Below are 17,403 nucleotides of genomic sequence, written 5' to 3' on the forward strand. Positions count from 1 at the left end.
CCGGCAGCCCCTAAGGCCACTACCTGACCATGTGCAGGAACTGCATGTGCCGTTCGTACTGGTCGAGGATGTCGTTGATGATCTGCTCCTTGCTGTAGCCGACCAGATCGTAATCCTGGCTACCCTCGGACAGATGCACCTCGGCGCGGTAATAACGACGGTTTTTCAGCTCCTGCGCGCCCAACCCACCCAAGGCGAAGGACGGCGTGAAGTAACCACGCATCTGCACCTGGTAGATGAACGGCTGCTCTTCACCATGGCCGACTTTCAGGCTGACGTTGTCATGGCTCGGGTCGTCCTGAGTGATCAGCACCAGACCCTTCTGCTCGAACACCTCGCGCACTTCATTGATTGCCGGGCGCACCACGTCATCCATGAAGCGGTACACCTCATCGCGCGACGGGAAGTGCACAGCCTGGCTCAAGCGCTGACGCCAGCCCCCGCGACCACGGCGGCGGCTCTGCGCGACCGGTGCCAGCGAATGCAACTGGGCAATACGCCGCTGCGACTCGAGGTAGAACGCCTTGTGCAGGCCCCACATCATGCACAGCAGAATCAGCGAGAACGGCAATGAGGTCAGCACCACTGCCGACTTCAGCGAGTCGATGCTGCCGGCGAACAGCAAGGCGCTGGTGATCAGCGCGGTCATCGCCCCCCAGAAGATCCGCAGCCAGTTCGGGCCGTCTTCGTCAGGGCTGCCGCCCTTGGCCGACAAGGTCGACAACACCACGGTGCCGGAGTCGGCCGAGGTGACGAAGAAGACGAAGCTGATGAACACCGTCACGGCGATCACCGTCTTGCTCCACGGATAGGTTTCGAGCAGCAGGTACAGGCTCATCGACGGGTTATCCAGCGCCGACTGGCCGAGCGCGACCAGGCCATGGTTGAGCACCTGGTCCATCGCGCTGTTGGCGAAGATCGACATCCACGCCAGGGTGAAACCAAGCGGGATCAACAGCACGCCGAAGACGAATTCACGGATGGTCCGGCCACGGGAAATCCGCGCGATGAACAGGCCCACGAACGGCGCCCAGGCAATCCACCAGGCCCAGTAGAAGACCGTCCAGCCACCCAGCCAGTCGCGGTTCTCGCCGTAGGCATAGACGTCGAAGCTCTTGCCAGGCAAGGCGCCAAGGTAGTCACCGAGGTTCTGAATCAGGGTGTTGAACAGGTGCTGGGTCGGCCCGGCAAACAGCACGAACAGCAGCAGCGCACAGGCCAGGAACAGGTTGATGTCGGACATCACCCGCACGCCCTTCTCGACCCCAGCCACGGCCACCGCCACTGCAGCGCCCATCATCAGCGTGATCAGCGCGACCTGCACCCATTGGCTGTGCGGGATGCCAAACAGGTAATCCAGGCCGGAATTGAGGTGCAGCACGCCAAAGCCCATGTCGGCGCCCAGGCCGAACACCGTGGCAATGATGCCGAAGCCATCCACGGCGTAACCGATCGGGCCGTTGATACGCTTGCCGATCAGCGGGTACAGCGCCGAACGCAGTGCCAGCGGCAGGTTGTGGCGATAGGCGAAGTAGGCCAGCGCCATGCCGACAAAGGCAAACACGCCCCAGCCATGCAGGCCCCAGTGCAGAAACAGCAGCTTCATTGCTTCGCGCCCCGCCTCGGCGGTGCCGCCCTCACCCTGGGGCGGTTGCAGCATGTGCGTCAGCGGCTCGGAGACGCAGAAGAAGAACAGCGTGATGCTGATACCGGCGGCGAACAGCATGCCGGCCCAGGACAGGTAACTGAACTCGGGTTCGTCATGGTCGGCACCCAGTTTGATCTTGCCGTAGCCCGACACGGCGGTGACCACCACGAACACCAGATACAGGGTCATGGCCAGCATGTAATACCAGCCCACCGTGTTGGCAGCCCAGTTTTGCGCGGCCAGCAACCAGGCACCGGCAGCCTCGGGGTTGACGATGACCACCAGCCCGAAGAGCAGGATAAAACTGGCGGCGAAGTAGAACACCGGGGCGTTCATGCGCATCTTGCTGTCAGCAAGTTCAGGGGTGGGAGTACTCATGCAGCCTGCACCCCGCTGTGGGAATCAGGCATAGGATTTAACGGGTTCAGCAAAGGCATATCCTCCTGTTGAACACCGGCAGCGACCAGCGTTTTTATGTTGAACAAGCGTTCAAGTTAAACATGGATCGGCCTTCGATGCGACCTGCCCCGCTGAGCGGGGCAGGTATATAGAGGAGCTGACAACGGCTTTTGCTCGCCGCTTTTGCTATTTTTTTGCCTGGCAGTCGAGCTGCAGATTGGCCTGGGTGATGTTGCTGTCGGCCGGCACGCTGCGGGTCAGCCACACGTTGCCGCCGATGGTCGAACCCTTGCCGATGGTGATCCGACCGAGGATGGTCGCGCCGGCATAGATCACCACATCGTCTTCGACGATCGGGTGGCGCGGCTGGCCCTTGTGCAGGCTGCCGGTTTCGTCGGCGGTGAAGCGTTTGGCGCCCAGGGTCACCGCCTGATAGATGCGCACGCGCTCGCCGATGATCGCGGTTTCGCCGATCACCACACCAGTACCGTGGTCGATGAAGAAGCTCGGGCCAATCCGTGCGCCGGGGTGGATATCGATGCCAGTGGCCGAATGCGCCAGCTCCGAGCTGATCCGCGCCAGTAACGGCAGGCCGGCCAGGTACAGGTGGTGGGCCAGCCGGTGGTGGATGATCGCCAGGATCCCCGGGTAGCACAGCAGCACTTCGTCCACGCTACGCGCGGCCGGGTCGCCGTGGTAGGCGGCGAGCACGTCGGTGTCGAGCAGCACGCGCATCTCTGGCAGGGCCGCCGCAAAGCCCTGAATCAGGCGCAAGGCCTCGCTGTCGGCATTGGCCTGGTCAGTCTGGCTCTGGCGTGCGGCATAGCGCAGCTCCAACCGCGCTTGCGCGAGCAGTGCAGTGAGGGCGGTGTCGAGGGTGTGACCGACGTAGAAATCCTCGCTTTCTTCACGCAGGTCGACCGGGCCCAGGCGCATCGGGAACAACGCCCCACACAGTTGCTCGAGAATGCGCTGCATGGCGTCGCGCGACGGCAACTCGCGGCCGCCCTTCTCGCCGCTGCTGCGGCCATTTTGCGTGCGCCACTGCTCACGGGCGCCGCGCAGGCCGGTCACAATTGACTGCAACTGCCATTTACCGGGGGATGTCTGTTCGCTCACGATGTACTCCTGTCTGTCGTATAGATGCACTCTACGACAAATCCAGCCCTTGGAAAAAACAACGCTTTATTCCATCCTGCGCTAAGTCGGGCATAAGCCGCGCTGACGGGCTACCCTCAACGCAGCCGGCCGAGGGCCAAATTTATACAAATGGAATAACAAAATAGGTTTTTATTATTTCATGAGCTAAGCGGCTTGGATTTATAGTCTTGGCCTTTTGGGCTTGTGCAAATCGAGCCTGGCTTGAGAATGCCGGGGCTGCTTTGCAGCCCTTTCCGACCGGTCCGGCGCTCCGGCGAGGCCGCTCATACAGGGACCGCGCCGCAATGTCGTACGCGGTCCCTGTAGGAGCGGCCTTGTGTCGCGAAAGGGGTGCGAAGCGCCCCCAGCATTTCTGACTCGTACCAAACTCGTCTCCACCCACTACTCTCACCACAGCGCGGGGCCCTGCCATGTCGATCTTTGCCAAACCGCTACTCAATGCCAGCCTTGCCATCGTGCTCGGCACCGGTCTGTTCAGCCAGGCGTTTGCTGGCGAGCAACTGCAGACCATCAAGGACAAGGGCGTACTCAACGTCGGCGTCGAAGGCACCTACCCGCCGTTCAGCTTTGTCGATGACAGCGGCAAGCTGTCGGGCTTTGAGGTAGAGCTGTCGGAGCTGATCGCCAAAGAGCTCGGGGTCAAGGCCAAGGTCCAACCGACCAAGTGGGACGGCATCCTCGCGGCCCTGGAATCCAAGCGCCTGGACGTAGTCGTCAACCAGGTAACCATCTCCGACGAGCGCAAGAAGAAGTACGACTTCTCCGAGCCGTACACCGTGTCCGGCATTCAGGCACTGGTGCTGAAGAAGAAAGAAAAAGATCTCAACATCAAGTCCGCAGCTGACCTGGCCGGCAAGAAGGTCGGTGTTGGTCTGGGCACCAACTACGAGCAATGGGTCAAGGCCAACGTGCCGACCGCCGACGTGCGCACCTATGAAGACGACCCGACCAAGTTCCAGGATCTGCGCGTGGGCCGCACCGACGCCATCCTGATCGACCGCCTGGCGGCGCTTGAGTACGCGAAAAAAGCCACAGACACCGTTGCCGCTGGCGACGCCTTCTCGCGCCTGGAGTCGGGCATTGCCCTGCGCAAGGGTGAGCCAGAACTGCTCGCGGCCATCAACCAGGCCCTGGACAAGCTGCGCGCCGACGGCAGCCTGGCCAAGCTGTCCGAGAAGTACTTCGGCGCTGACGTGACTAAATGATTGAAGAAAGCCTGCAACTGGTAGCCGACTCCGCGCCCTTTCTGCTCAAGGGCGCTGGCTACACCATCCTGCTCAGTGTCGGCGGTATGTTCTTTGGCCTGCTGCTGGGCTTTGCCCTGGCGTTGATGCGCTTGTCCAAGGTGCTGCCGCTGGACTGGCTGGCGCGCATTTATGTGTCGTTCTTCCGCGGCACGCCGCTGTTGGTGCAACTGTTCGTGATCTACTTCGGCCTGCCGCAGATCGGCCTTGAGCTCGACCCGATCCCGGCAGCGCTGATTGGCCTGTCACTGAACATGGCGGCTTACGTTTGCGAAATCCTGCGGGCAGCGATCTCGTCGATCGAGCGCGGCCAGTGGGAAGCCTGCGCCAGCATCGGCATGACCCGCGCCCAGGCCATGCGCCGGGCGATCCTGCCGCAAGCCATGCGCACTGCCTTGCCGCCGCTGGGCAACAGTTTCATTTCGCTGGTCAAGGACACCGCGCTGGCGGCCACCATTCAGGTGCCGGAGCTGTTCCGTCAGGCGCAGCTGGTCACCGCGCGCACCTTCGAAGTGTTCACCATGTACCTGGCCGTTGCGGTTATCTACTGGATCCTGGCGAGCATCCTCGCCCACTTCCAGAACCGCCTGGAAGCGCGGGTCAACCAGCATGACCAGGAGCGTTGAGCATGATCGTAGTTGAAGGCCTGACCAAGCGGTTCAACGGCCAGACCGTGCTCGACGGCATCAATCTGACCGTCCAGCCCGGTGAAGTGATCGCCATCATCGGCCCCAGCGGCTCGGGCAAGACCACCTTTCTGCGATGCCTCAACCTGCTCGAGACGCCCGACGCTGGACGGATCCAGATCGGCGACATCAGCATCGACGCCAACCGCTCGCTGGGTAACCAGCAGAGCGCCATCCGCCGCTTGCGCCAGCAGGCTGGGTTTGTCTTCCAGAACTTCAACCTGTTCCCCCATCGCACGGCGTTGGAAAACGTCATCGAAGGGCCGCTGGTGGTCAAGAAGACCCCGCGTGCGACAGCCTTGGAGCTGGGCCGACGCTTGTTGGCCAAGGTCGGCCTGGCCGGCAAAGAAGACGCCTACCCTCGGCGCTTGTCCGGTGGCCAGCAACAGCGCGTGGCGATTGCTCGGGCGTTGGCCATGGAGCCGGATGTGATCCTGTTCGACGAGCCGACTTCAGCGCTGGACCCGGAGTTGGTGGGCGAAGTGCTGGAGACCATTCGTGGCCTGGCCGAAGAGCAGCGGACCATGATCATCGTTACCCACGAGATGAGCTTTGCCCGGGATGTTGCTAACCGGGTGATCTTTTTCGACAAGGGGGTGATTGTTGAGCAGGGGGAGGCCAAGGCGTTGTTTGCCGATCCCAAGGAAGAGCGGACGCGGCAGTTTTTGCGCAAGTTTCTTGGGACTGGTGCCTCTTAGCACTTTCACTTTCGTGGCGCTGTTCGAAATTGCTGGGGGCGCTCTGCGCCCCTTTCGCGACACAAGGCCGCTCCTACAGAGACCGCGTACCATCGACATGCGCGGTTCCCTGTAGGAGCGGCCTTGTGTCGCGAAAGGGCTGCAAAGCAGCCCCCGACGTACTCAAATCCCCCACCCGCCCCAGCACTTCTATCCATATTCCCAAATGATAGTTCTAAATTATTTAATAAGCCTTTAGGGTATATAAACCGGACCACCGGACCAGCACACGCGCAGCGCAACCACCAAGCGCCGCCGCCACTTTTTTGTGAGGTCAGGAATGGTCAGGAATGCAATCACCCCAGTGCATAACGCCAGGGCATTGAGTACAGCCAAGGAGCGGTACTAATGTCCAGCCAGGCACAAACCCTTCACGCCAGCGACCTCGACAGCCCGCCAGCACTGCTGCCGGCCAAGGTCCTGCGCAACGATGCCGAAGCCCTGCAAGCCGCCCATGAGCTGGCCGCAGTCGCTCGCGCCAACGCCTCCAAACGCGACCAGCAGCGCAAGCTGCCGTGGGCCGAGATCGAGCTGTTCACCCGCAGCGGGCTCGGCAGCATCAGCATCCCCAAAGCCTTCGGTGGTGCCGACGTGTCGTTTGTCACGGTCGCCGAGGTGTTTCGCGTCATCAGTGCTGCCGACCCGGCGCTGGGGCAAATCCCGCAGAACCAGTTCGGCATGCTCCAGCTGCTGCGCCTGACCGCCAGCGATGCCCAGCAGGCGCTGATTTTCGGCTCGGTGCTGAACGGCTGGCGGATCGGCAATGCCGGCCCCGAGCGCGGCAGCAAAGACACCCTCACCTTGAAGGCGCGGATCAGCCGTGACGGCGATGCTTATCGCATCAGCGGCGAGAAGTTCTACTCCACTGGCGCACTGTTCGCCCACTGGGTGGCGGTCAAGGCGCTGGACGACGAAGGCCGCCAACGCCTGGCTTTTGTCCGTCGTGGCAGCCCGGGCCTGCGCATCGTTGACGACTGGTCCGGCTTTGGCCAACGCACCACCGCCAGCGGCACTGTGCTGCTCGACCAAGTACCGGTGGAGGCTGAGCTGGTAATCGACAACTGGCGCCAGCGCGACCTGCCCAACATCCAGGGCGCGGCGTCGCAGTTGATTCAGGCAGCCATCGACGCAGGTATCGCCGAAGCAGCCATCGATGACGCGATCAGCTTTGTGCGGGAGAAGTCCCGGCCGTTTATCGACGCCAATGTCGAGCGCGCCAGCGATGACCCTTACGTGATCGCCGACATCGGCCGGCTAAAGCTCGAACTGCACGCCGCCGAGGCGCTGCTGCGCAAGGCCGCGCGGGTGCTCGACGAGGTCAACGCTGGGGCTATCGACGCTGACGCCGCCGCGCGCGCTTCGATTGCCGTGGCCGAAGCCAAGGTGCTCACCACCGAGATCGCCCTGCAGGCCAGCGAGAAGCTGTTCGAACTGGCCGGCAGCCGCGCCACCCTCGCCGAGTTCAACCTCGACCGGCACTGGCGCAATGCCCGCGTGCACACCCTGCACGACCCGGTGCGCTGGAAGTACCACGCCGTAGGCGCCTGGCACCTCAACGGCACCCGGCCCGCCCGACATTCCTGGATTTGAGCGCCTCTGGGGCTGCTCTGCAGCCCTTCGCGGGTAAACCCGCTCCCACAGGGAATAGCGCTGAACCTTGTGGGAGCGGGTTTACCCGCGAAGGGCCGCAAAGCGGCCCCAAAGGCCCCGGAGAACAACATGAACGCAACTGTCATCCGCACCGACGGCGAGGCCCTGGCCGTCGCCGACGAACTCGCCAAGCACCTGCGCCGCGACAGCGCCCTGCGCGACCGCGAACGGCGCCTGCCGCACGCCGAGCTGGAGCTGTTCAGCCGCTCCGGGCTGTGGGCCATCAGCGTGCCCAAGGCCTTTGGTGGCGCCGGCGTATCGTATGTCACCCTGGCTCAGGTCATCGCCCGGATTGCCCAGGCCGACGGCTCGCTGGGGCAGATCCCGCAGAACCACTTCTACGCCCTGGAAGTGCTGCGGGTAAACGGCACGCCCGAGCAACAGCAGCGGCTGTACGCCGAAGTACTGGCCGGGCGGCGCTTCGGCAATGCCCTGGCCGAACTCGGTACCAAGACCGCCCACGACCGCACCACCCGGCTCAGCCGCGACGGCGACGGTTATCGCATCAACGGCCGCAAGTTCTACTCCACCGGCGCGCTGTATGCGCAGCGCATCCCGACCTCGGTGATCGATGACGACGGCATCCAGCGGCTGGCCTTCGTGCCGGCCGATGCGCCAGGCCTGCAAGTGATCGACGACTGGAGCGGCTTTGGCCAGCGCACCACTGGTAGCGGCTCGGTGGTGTTCGATAACGTCTGGGTAGCCGCTGCTGACGTGGTGGCATTCCAGAGCGCATTCGAGCGGCCGACACCGGTTGGCCCACTGGCGCAGATCCTCCACGCTGCAATCGACACCGGCATCGCCCGCGCCGCCTTCGAAGACGCCCTGCACTTCGTCCGTACCCGCAGCCGGCCGTGGGTCGACTCGGGTCACGACAAGGCCGTCGACGACCCCCTGACCCTGAAGAGCTTCGGCCAACTGTCGATCCGCCTGCATGCCAGCGAAGCACTGCTGGAACGTGCTGGCGAATTCCTCGACCAGGCCGCGGCAGCTACGCCGGAGATAGCCGCCGAGCGAGTGGCCGCAGCCTCGATTGCCGTCGCCGAAGCCCGCGCCATCAGCACCGAAATTGCCCTCGCCGCCAGCACCACGCTGTTCGAGCTGGCCGGCAGCCAGGCCACCCTGGCCGAGCACAACCTCGACCGCCACTGGCGCAACGCCCGCGTGCACACCCTGCACGACCCGGTGCGCTGGAAGTACCACGCCATCGGCAACTACTACCTCAACGACATCAACCCACCGCGCCGGGGGACGATCTGATGAGCAAGCAGATCCTCCTCAACGCCTTCAACATGAACTGCGTCGGCCATATCAACCATGGCCTGTGGACTCACCCACGCGACACCTCGACCCAGTACAAGACGCTGGCCTACTGGACCGACCTGGCCAAGCTGCTCGAGCGCGGCTTGTTCGATGGCCTGTTCATCGCCGATATCGTCGGCACCTACGACGTCTATGGCCAGTCGGTCGATGTGACGCTGAAGGAGTCGATCCAGCTGCCGGTCAACGACCCGCTGCTGCTGGTCTCGGCCATGGCTGCCGTCACCCGCCACCTAGGTTTTGGCCTGACCGCCAACCTCACCTACGAGGCGCCGTATCTGTTCGCCCGCCGGCTATCGACCCTTGACCACCTGAGCAACGGCCGGGTCGGCTGGAACATCGTCACCGGCTACCTCGACAGCGCCGCCCGCGCCATGGGCCTGGAGCAACAGCCCGAGCACGACCGCCGCTACGACCAGGCCGATGAATACCTGCAGGTGCTGTACAAGCTGCTCGAAGGCAGCTGGGATGACGACGCAGTGGTCGCCGACCGCGAGCAGCGGGTCTACGCCCACCCCGACAAAGTGCGCAAGGTCGAGCACCACGGCGAGTTCTACAAGGTCGAGGGCTACCACCTCTGCGAGCCCTCGCCGCAGCGCACGCCGGTGCTGTTCCAGGCTGGCAGCTCACCGCGGGGCCTGAGCTTTGCCGGCAACCACGCCGAATGCGTGTTCATCAGCGGCCAGGACAAAGCCTCCACCCGTATTCAAGTCGACAAGGTGCGTGCCGCAGCCAAGGCGGCCGGGCGTGATCCGCAGGCCATCAAGGTGTTCATGGGCATTACCGTGATCGTCGCCGCCAGCCAAGCCGAAGCCCAGGCCAAGCATGCCGAATATGTGCGCTACGCCAGCCCCGAGGCCGGCGTCGCCCACTTTGCCAGCTCGACCGGGATCGACTTTGCCGCCTTCGAGCTGGACGAGCCGATCGGCTTCGCCAAGGGCAACGCCATCCAGTCCGCAACCCGTCAGTTGCAGGACAGTGCCTGGACCCGCCGTCGCCTGCTCGATCAGCACTCCCTCGGCGGGCGCTACGTGACCCTGATCGGCACCGCCGCACAGGTCGCCGATGAGCTGATCGCCTGGATCGACGAAACCGGCCTCGACGGCTTCAACCTGACCCGCACCGTCACCCCGGAAAGCTTCGAAGACTTCATCGACCTGGTCGTCCCCGAACTGCAACGCCGCGGCCGCTACAAGACCGCTTACCAGGACGGCAGCCTGCGCGAAAAGCTGTTCGCCAGCGACCTGCCGCACCTGCCCGCCGACCACCCCGGCGCCCGCTATCGCAACACCCACCCAACCCCTGCCCCGACTGGAGCCCTGCACCATGCTTGATAAACTGTTCCGGCCCGTCGCGGCCGCCGTACTGTCACTGGCCATCAGCGCCAACGTGTTCGCTGCCGAGCCGCTCAAGGTCGGCACCACTGCAGCCTTTGCCATTCCGCTTGAAGCCGCTGTCGAAGAGGCGCACAAGCAAGGCCTGGAAGTGAAGCTGATCGAGTTCAGCGACTGGATCGCGCCCAACGTCAGCCTCAACAGCGGCGATATCGACGTCAATTACTTCCAGCACATCCCATTCCTGGAAAACGCCAAGGCCGCAGCCGGCTTTGACCTGGTGCCGTACAAGCCGGGGATCATCAACAACGTTGGCCTGTACTCGAAAAAGTACAAAAGCTTCGCCGAGCTGCCGACCGGCGCCAGCGTGGCCATCGCCAACGACCCGATCAACAGCGGCCGTGGTTTGCAGCTGCTGGCCAAGGCCGGGCTGATCACGCTCAAACCCGGCGTTGGCTACAAGGCCACCGAAGACGACATCGTCGCCAACCCGAAAAAACTGAAGATTCTGCAGGTTGAAGCGGTGCAGCTGGTGCGCGCTTACGACGATGCCGATCTGGTCCAGGGCTACCCGGCCTATATCCGCCTGGCGAACACCTTCGATGCCACCTCGGCGCTGCTGTTCGATGGCCTGGAAAACAAGGAATACGTGATCCAGTTCGTCATCCGCCCGCAGGAAAAGGACGACCCACGCCTGGCCAAGTTCGTTGATATCTACCAGCACTCGCCTGCCGTAAAAGCTGCGCTGGACAAGGCTCACGGCAGCCTCTACCAGGCCGGTTGGGAAGGCTGACATGAGCAGCGCCAGCGCCCTCAGGGTGCCCACTGCCCCAGCCGTACCGGCGCCCGCCCGCGAGCAGGCGTTGCGGCCCGAGGTCAATCAGGCCCATGTGCGCTTCATCGGCCTGGGCAAGACCTACCCCGGCCAGGCGCAGCCTGCCCTGCAAGGCATCGACCTGAACATCCGCCGGGGCGAGATCTTCGGCATCATTGGCCGCAGCGGCGCCGGCAAATCGTCGCTGCTGCGTACCATCAACCGCCTGGAACAGCCGAGCCAGGGCCGGGTGCTGATCGATCAGGTCGACATCGCCCCGTTCGATGAAGACCGCCTGGTCGCCCTGCGTCGGCGCATCGGCATGATCTTTCAGCACTTCAACCTGATGTCGGCGAAGACCGTGTGGGACAACGTCGAGCTGCCGCTCAAGGTCGCCGGCGTGGCCAAGGCCGAACGCCAGCGCAAGGTCCGTGGGTTACTCGATCTGGTCGGCCTCGCCGACAAGCATCAGGTGTACCCGGCGCAACTGTCCGGCGGGCAGAAACAGCGCGTGGGCATCGCCCGGGCGCTGGTGCATGACCCGGAAATTCTGCTGTGTGATGAAGCCACCTCGGCCCTCGATCCGGAAACCACCGCGTCGATCCTCGAACTGCTGCGCGACATCAACCAGCGCCTTGGCCTCACCGTAGTGCTGATCACCCATGAAATGGCAGTGATCCGTGATATCTGCCAGCGCGTGGTGGTGCTGGAGCGCGGCCAGGTCGTTGAGCAAGGTGAAGTCTGGCAGGTGTTCGGCAGCCCGCAGCATGCCGTGACCCGCACCTTGCTCGCGCCGTTGCAGGGCAAGTTGCCGGCAGCATTGCAAGGCAGTTTGCTGTCGACTGCAAGCAGCCGCGATGCGGCCCTGGTACTCAAATTGGTGGTGTTTGGCGAGCCGCAGTTATCTGGCTTGTTCGCCGACCTTGGAGGCCAGGTCAGCCTGCTCCAGGGCGGCGTTGAAACCATCGGTGAACATGCGCTGGGGCGGTTGATCGTGTCAGTGCGCGGTTCAGTGCATGACACCCATGGCGTGCTCGAACGCGCACGGCGTTGGGCGGATGATGTGGAGGTACTGGGCTATGTGGACTGAGCGATTGCTGCAAGGCTTGTGGGACACCTTGCTGATGGTGGGCGTGTCATCGCTGGTGGCGTTGCTGCTGGGTATTCCGATGGCGGTGCTGCTGGTTACCAGCGACAAGGGCGGGATTTACCAGGCGCCGTTGCTCAACCGGGTGGTGGGCGCTTTCGTTAACCTGTTCCGCTCGATCCCGTTTCTGATTCTGATGGTGGCGTTGATCCCCTTCACCCGGCTGGTGGTCGGCACCACCTATGGCGTGTGGGCTGCCGTAGTGCCGCTGACCATTGCCGCCACACCGTTTTTTGCGCGGATTGCCGAGGTCAGTTTGCGCGAGGTTGACCATGGCTTGATCGAAGCGGCGCAGGCGATGGGCTGCCGGCGCTGGCATATCGTTTGGCATGTATTGCTGCCCGAGGCGCTGCCGGGGATTGTTGGCGGGTTCACCATCACCGTGGTGGCGTTGATCAACTCTTCGGCCATGGCCGGCGCGATTGGTGCTGGAGGGTTGGGCGATATTGCCTATCGCTATGGCTATCAGCGGTTTGACAGCCAGGTGATGTTGACCGTGATTGCCATGTTGGTGGTGTTGGTGGCGGTGATCCAGCTGGGCGGGGATCGGTTGGCGCGTGGCTTGAATAAGCGGTGATCGGATTGGGGCTGCTTTGCAGCCCTTTCGCGACACAAGGCCCGCAAAGCGGGCCCAAAAATCTCAACCCCACCCCAGATCCGCAGCCGGCACCGGCCGCCCAAACCAATAGCCCTGCCCCAACTGACACTCCTGCGCCAGCAAAAACAGCGCCTGCTCCGCCTGTTCGACCCCTTCAGCATGCACCTGCATACCCATGCTCCGAGCCAGGGCGATGATCACCCGCACAATCGCCACATCGTCCTCATCCTGCGGCAATCCCGAGACAAATCCCTTGTCGATCTTGAGTTTCTGCACCGGCAGCCGCTTGAGCCGCAGCAACGACGAATACCCCGTACCAAAATCATCAATCGCCAAACGCAAGCCCAGCTCGCGCAAGCGATGCAGCTGCTCCAGCGCCACCTCGGGATCTTCCATCACCGCGCTCTCGGTCACCTCCAACTCCAGCAGCGCCGGGTCCAGCCCGGTGTCGTGCAGCACCCTGGCCACTTGCAGGTACAAATCCCGCTGAGCAAACAGCCGGCTGGAGATATTCACCGCAATAAAGTCCAGCAACTGCCCCGCGGCCTGCCACTCGACCATCTGCCGACACGCCTGGCGCAGGACCCAGCCATCGATCTCGGCAATCAGCCCGCTGGCCTCGGCAACCGGGATGAACTCACCCGGCGGCACCAGCCCGCGCTCGGGGTGCTGCCAGCGCACCAGCGCTTCAACCCCAACCATCTTGCCGCTGGCCAGGTCATGCACCGGCTGGAAGAACAGCCGCAGTTCCTCCTGCTCCAGGGCGCGGCGCAGCTCAGTGGCAATCTCCACTCGCTGCTGGGCATGAGCAGTCAGCTCTTCGGTGTACAACGCATAACCACCGCGGCCGTTGCTCTTGGCCTTGAACAGCGCAGCATCGGCATTGCGCAGCAACTGCGCGGCGCTCAGGGCATCGCTGGGGAACAGGCTGATGCCGACGCTCACCCCAATGAACAAGCTGTGCCCCTCGCAACTGAACGGCTCGCGCATCTGCTCGATCAGCGTCTGCGCCAGAGTCGCCGCCTGGCCGACCTGCTGGCAGTTCTCCAGCAGCACGGCAAACTCGTCGCCGCCCAACCGAGCCAGGGTCAGGCCCTTGCCCAAGGCCGCACGCAGGCGTTCGCCGACCAATTTGAGCAACTGGTCGCCAACCGGGTGGCCAAGTCCATCGTTGATGCTTTGAAAGTGATCCAGGTCGAGCAGCAACAGCGCACAGCCGCGCTTGTGGCTCTGCGCCGCGGCCAGGGCCTGCTCAGCGCGGTCGTTGAACAGCAGGCGGTTGGGCAAACCGGTCAGCGGGTCGTGGTGGGCGAGGTAGGCCAGCTCCTGCTCGGAATGCTTGATCGCACTGATATCGCTGAACACCGCCACGTAATGGCTGAGCTCGCCGCTGTCGTCGCGTACGGCGCAAATCGTCTGCCATTGCGGGTAGATTTCGCCGCTTTTGCGCCGGTTCCAGATCTCGCCGCTCCACTGCCCCTGCTCGCGCAAGGTGGCGTAGATCTGCTGATAGAAGTCCGCCCCATGGCGCCCCGACTTGAACTTGCTCGGGCGCTGGCCGATCACTTCGTCCTGCTGATAGCCGGTGATACGCATGAACGCGCGGTTAACGTGCACGATCAGGCCCTGCCGGTCCGTCACCAGCACACCCTCCAGGGTGCTGTCGAACACCGCCGCCGCCATGCGCAGGCGCTCGCGGTCCTCACTGCGCAGGCGCGCGCCGATACCGATGAAGTTGAGCAGGCGCGCCCGTGAGATAAAAATCACCAGCGCACTGAGCAGCACCCACACCAGCACATTGATGCAGCGCCCCAGGTACAACGCCAGCGGATCATCGGACAACTGTTGCAACAGCTGCTCACTGAGCACCAGCCACAGGATCGATAACACCACGTATAGCGCGGCCATGCGCAAGGCGTCGCGAACAGAACCAGTCATGTCGGGTACTAATGCCCTTAAAAAAAAGTGGGGCATTATACGGCTCGAAACATGTCTTGATGCATTCCCGCTCTGGTTTTATTTCCCGGTCAATGGATAATGCAAAGCGCAGTTCCCCCCCGCGTTTCCGAGGGCTTTTACATTTATGTGGTACTACGGCTTACTCGATCTGTCGGCCTGGCAACTGGTCGCGGTCACCCTGCTGATGACCCACGTGACCATCATCAGCGTCACGATCTACCTGCATCGCTATTCGGCGCACCGCTCGCTTGAGCTGAACGCCGGCCTCAAACACTTCTTCCGCTTCTGGCTGTGGTTGACCACGGCGCAGAACACCCGCGAGTGGACCGCCATCCACCGCAAACACCACGCCAAATGCGAAACCGTCGATGACCCGCACAGCCCGGTCATCAAAGGCCTGAGCACCGTGCTGCGCAAAGGCGCCGAGCTTTACCGCGAAGAGGCGCAAAACCCCGAAACCCTGCGCATCTACGGCAAGAACTGCCCGGATGACTGGATCGAGCGCAACCTCTACTCGCGCTACAAACTGGGCGGCATTGCCTTGATGGCAGTGCTCGACCTGCTGCTGTTCGGCACCATCGGCATCACCATCTGGGCGATCCAGATGATGTGGATCCCGTTCTGGGCCGCAGGCGTGGTCAACGGCCTTGGCCACGCCGTTGGATACCGCAACTTCGAATGCCGCGACGCCGCCACCAACCTGGTGCCGTGGGGCATCATCATTGGCGGCGAAGAGCTACACAACAATCACCACACCTACCCCAACTCGGCCAAGCTGTCGGTCAAGCGCTGGGAGTTCGACATGGGCTGGGCGTGGATACGGGTGCTGAGCCTGCTGCGCCTGGCCAAGGTGCAACGGGTCGCGCCGATTGCCCACCGCGTTGAGGGCAAAGCCAGCCTGGACATGGACACGGCCATGGCGATCCTCAACAACCGCTTCCAGATCATGGCCCAGTACCGCAAGCTGGTCATCGCGCCACTGGTCAAGCAGGAGCTGGACGTGGTCGACGCCTCGCTGCGCCATCGCTTCCGCCGCGCCAAGCGTCTGCTCTCGCGGGAAACCAGCCTGCTGCAGGACCGCCACCACGTGCGGATCGAGTCGATGCTCGCCCACAGCCAGGCACTCAAGACCATCTACGAGAAGCGCCTGGCGCTGCAGCAGATCTGGGCCCGCACCAGCGCCAATGGCCACGACATGCTCGCCGCGATGAAAGACTGGGTCCACGAAGCCGAGGCCAGTGGTATCCAATCGCTGCGCGATTTTGCCAGCCAGCTGAAAACCTACTCGCTGCGCCCAACCGCCTGATCCCCGTTGATCGGCACGCCCTGTTCTGGGGCGTGCCGAGCGGAACTTCACCCCACCTGCTTACTCAAACCCGCACATCGCCCGCGTGGCGGGCCGGATCGTGGCCGCACGCCCTCAGCCGAGAATCGCTCCGTGCACATGGCCAAACCCATACAGCCCCGCGACCCGCCACCTGCCGCTGCGCAAACCCTGCTCGCGCTGTTTCATGCGCAAGGTGAAGTGGCGCGCCTGAGCGAGCGCGAGCAGCTGTTCAGTTCCCTGCTCGAAACCGTCAACGCGGTGCTCTGGGCGTTCGACTGGGAAACCCGCCAGGTGCTCTATGTAAGCCCCGCCTTCGAGCGTATCTTCGGCCGCCAGGTCAGCCGGGTGCTGGCCGACTTCAATGAATGGCGCGACAGCATCTACCCCGACGACCTCGAGTACGCCGAGCGCAGCCTGGCCCAGGTGCTGCTACAGGGCGCCGTCGAAGACCGCGAGTACCGCATCATCAACGCAGCCGGCGAAATCCGCTGGTTGAGCGACAAGTGCTACATCAACCAGCAGCAAGACGGCGACCGCGTGATCGTGGTCGGCATCGCCGAAGACATCACCGAAAAGAAGCAGCTCGAAAGCGAACTGCAGCGCCTGGCCACCACCGACGTGCTGACCCAGAGCAGCAACCGCCGGCACTTCTTCGAGTGTGCCAACCAGGCCTTCACCGCCGCCCGCGAAGACGGCACGCCGCTGTCGTTTCTGCTACTGGACATCGATGACTTCAAACTGATCAACGACACCTACGGCCACCAGCAAGGTGACCAGGTGCTGCAGCACATCGCCGACAGCGGCAAGGCCGTGCTGCGCCGCGGCGACGTGTTCGGGCGGATTGGTGGTGAGGAGTTTGCTGCGGTGTTCCCCGGCTGCGAAGCCGAGGTCGCCGAGCAGATCGCCGAACGCCTGCAGCGCGAGATTCAGCGCTTGAGCTTCAGCCATGGCGAGGAACGTTTCGGCGTGACCATCAGCCAGGGCCTGACCAGCCTGCGCGACGAAGACCTCAGCCTGGACAGCCTGTTCGCCCGCGCGGACGCGGCGATGTATCAGGCCAAGCGGATGGGCAAGAATCAGATCATTTGCGGCTGACCTAGCTGTCTGCCAGCCCATCGCAGCGTACAGCCGAGATGGGCCGACACAGTCAGCGCGTGGTCACTGCCTTGCGCAGCCCCAGCTCCATATCGTCGATCAGTGCTTTGGCCAAACCGCTGAGAATGCGCGCCGCACTGCCCGCCTGCCGGTCATTTTCCATCTCGGCCTCGGTGGTCAGATGACGGATGCAGCCGAGCATGACCGACAACTCCGAAAACGCCTGCTCGAACGGCACATCGCCCTGTACGGCAAACAACGCCAGACATTGATCCTGCGCGCCC

At 63.3% G+C, this 17,403-nt stretch carries 15 protein-coding genes; 11 read left to right on the forward strand and 4 right to left on the reverse strand.

The genetic code is table 11. The annotated features are described in order from the left end of the window. Nucleotides 1-19: 19 nt before the first annotated feature. Together betT and epsC are read right to left on the reverse strand one after the other, a co-directional pair. The gene (gene betT, locus ACQZ2L_RS15610; RefSeq protein ID WP_430326863.1) at nt 20-2,026 is read right to left on the reverse strand and encodes a choline transporter BetT; all 2,007 of its coding nucleotides are present in this window, start codon (nt 2,024-2,026) and stop codon (nt 20-22) included. Between the two features lie 207 nt (nt 2,027-2,233). Continuing rightward, on the reverse strand, nt 2,234-3,166 hold the full coding sequence (gene epsC / locus ACQZ2L_RS15615; RefSeq protein ID WP_430326864.1) for a serine O-acetyltransferase EpsC: 933 nt from the start codon (nt 3,164-3,166) through the stop codon (nt 2,234-2,236). 452 nt (nt 3,167-3,618) lie between these two features. Between epsC and tcyJ the strand changes: the two genes are divergently transcribed. The 9 genes from tcyJ (at nt 3,619) to ACQZ2L_RS15660 (ending at nt 12,717) form a co-directional block, all read left to right on the forward strand. After that, the gene (gene tcyJ / locus ACQZ2L_RS15620) at nt 3,619-4,413 is read left to right on the forward strand and encodes a cystine ABC transporter substrate-binding protein (protein WP_430326865.1); all 795 of its coding nucleotides are present in this window, start codon (nt 3,619-3,621) and stop codon (nt 4,411-4,413) included. Next, entirely contained in the window at nt 4,410-5,078 is a 669-nt protein-coding gene (tcyL, locus tag ACQZ2L_RS15625) for a cystine ABC transporter permease (RefSeq protein ID WP_101322571.1), read from the forward strand. The genes tcyJ and tcyL overlap by 4 nt, the downstream gene beginning before the upstream one ends. A 2-nt stretch (nt 5,079-5,080) precedes the next feature. Next, the gene (gene tcyN / locus ACQZ2L_RS15630) at nt 5,081-5,836 is read left to right on the forward strand and encodes an L-cystine ABC transporter ATP-binding protein TcyN (RefSeq protein ID WP_430326866.1); all 756 of its coding nucleotides are present in this window, start codon (nt 5,081-5,083) and stop codon (nt 5,834-5,836) included. A gap of 387 nt (nt 5,837-6,223) precedes the next feature. Continuing rightward, nucleotides 6,224-7,465: an SfnB family sulfur acquisition oxidoreductase gene (locus ACQZ2L_RS15635; protein WP_430326867.1), complete on the forward strand. Its 1,242-nt coding sequence runs from the start codon at nt 6,224-6,226 to the stop codon at nt 7,463-7,465. 129 nt (nt 7,466-7,594) lie between these two features. Continuing rightward, nucleotides 7,595-8,785, forward strand: a complete 1,191-nt coding sequence (locus ACQZ2L_RS15640) for an SfnB family sulfur acquisition oxidoreductase (RefSeq protein WP_430326868.1) — start codon at nt 7,595-7,597, stop codon at nt 8,783-8,785. Then, a complete protein-coding gene (locus ACQZ2L_RS15645) occupies nt 8,785-10,179 on the forward strand; it encodes an LLM class flavin-dependent oxidoreductase (RefSeq protein WP_430326869.1) in 1,395 nt (464 codons plus the stop codon). The genes ACQZ2L_RS15640 and ACQZ2L_RS15645 overlap by 1 nt, the downstream gene beginning before the upstream one ends. Next, on the forward strand, nt 10,172-10,972 hold the full coding sequence (locus tag ACQZ2L_RS15650) for a MetQ/NlpA family ABC transporter substrate-binding protein (protein WP_181089013.1): 801 nt from the start codon (nt 10,172-10,174) through the stop codon (nt 10,970-10,972). The genes ACQZ2L_RS15645 and ACQZ2L_RS15650 overlap by 8 nt, the downstream gene beginning before the upstream one ends. Before the next feature lies 1 nt (nt 10,973). Next, entirely contained in the window at nt 10,974-12,083 is a 1,110-nt protein-coding gene (locus tag ACQZ2L_RS15655; protein WP_430326870.1) for a methionine ABC transporter ATP-binding protein, read from the forward strand. After that, nucleotides 12,073-12,717: a methionine ABC transporter permease gene (locus tag ACQZ2L_RS15660; protein ID WP_101322578.1), complete on the forward strand. Its 645-nt coding sequence runs from the start codon at nt 12,073-12,075 to the stop codon at nt 12,715-12,717. Before ACQZ2L_RS15655 ends, ACQZ2L_RS15660 begins: the two co-directional genes overlap by 11 nt. Nucleotides 12,718-12,780: 63 nt before the next feature. Here ACQZ2L_RS15660 and dibA read toward each other — a convergent pair whose 3' ends face one another. Next, the gene (dibA, locus tag ACQZ2L_RS15665; RefSeq protein WP_430326871.1) at nt 12,781-14,676 is read right to left on the reverse strand and encodes a phosphodiesterase DibA; all 1,896 of its coding nucleotides are present in this window, start codon (nt 14,674-14,676) and stop codon (nt 12,781-12,783) included. Nucleotides 14,677-14,821: 145 nt separating this feature from the next. Between dibA and desA the strand changes: the two genes are divergently transcribed. After that, the gene (desA, locus tag ACQZ2L_RS15670) at nt 14,822-16,003 is read left to right on the forward strand and encodes a delta-9 fatty acid desaturase DesA (protein ID WP_101322580.1); all 1,182 of its coding nucleotides are present in this window, start codon (nt 14,822-14,824) and stop codon (nt 16,001-16,003) included. Nucleotides 16,004-16,141: 138 nt separating this feature from the next. Next, nucleotides 16,142-17,119 (forward strand): GGDEF domain-containing protein, encoded by a 978-nt coding sequence (locus ACQZ2L_RS15675; RefSeq protein ID WP_430326872.1) that lies wholly within the window; start codon nt 16,142-16,144, stop codon nt 17,117-17,119. Nucleotides 17,120-17,171: 52 nt separating this feature from the next. Here the strand turns inward: ACQZ2L_RS15675 and ACQZ2L_RS15680 are convergent, their stop codons facing one another. Continuing rightward, complete coding sequence (locus ACQZ2L_RS15680) at nt 17,172-17,384, reverse strand: DUF3077 domain-containing protein (RefSeq protein ID WP_340612699.1); 213 nt, start codon at nt 17,382-17,384, stop codon at nt 17,172-17,174. Nucleotides 17,385-17,403: the final 19 nt, after the last annotated feature.

Origin of the sequence: Pseudomonas shirazensis (assembly GCF_050496565.1) — a bacterium.
GTDB lineage: Bacteria > Pseudomonadota > Gammaproteobacteria > Pseudomonadales > Pseudomonadaceae > Aquipseudomonas > Aquipseudomonas shirazensis_A.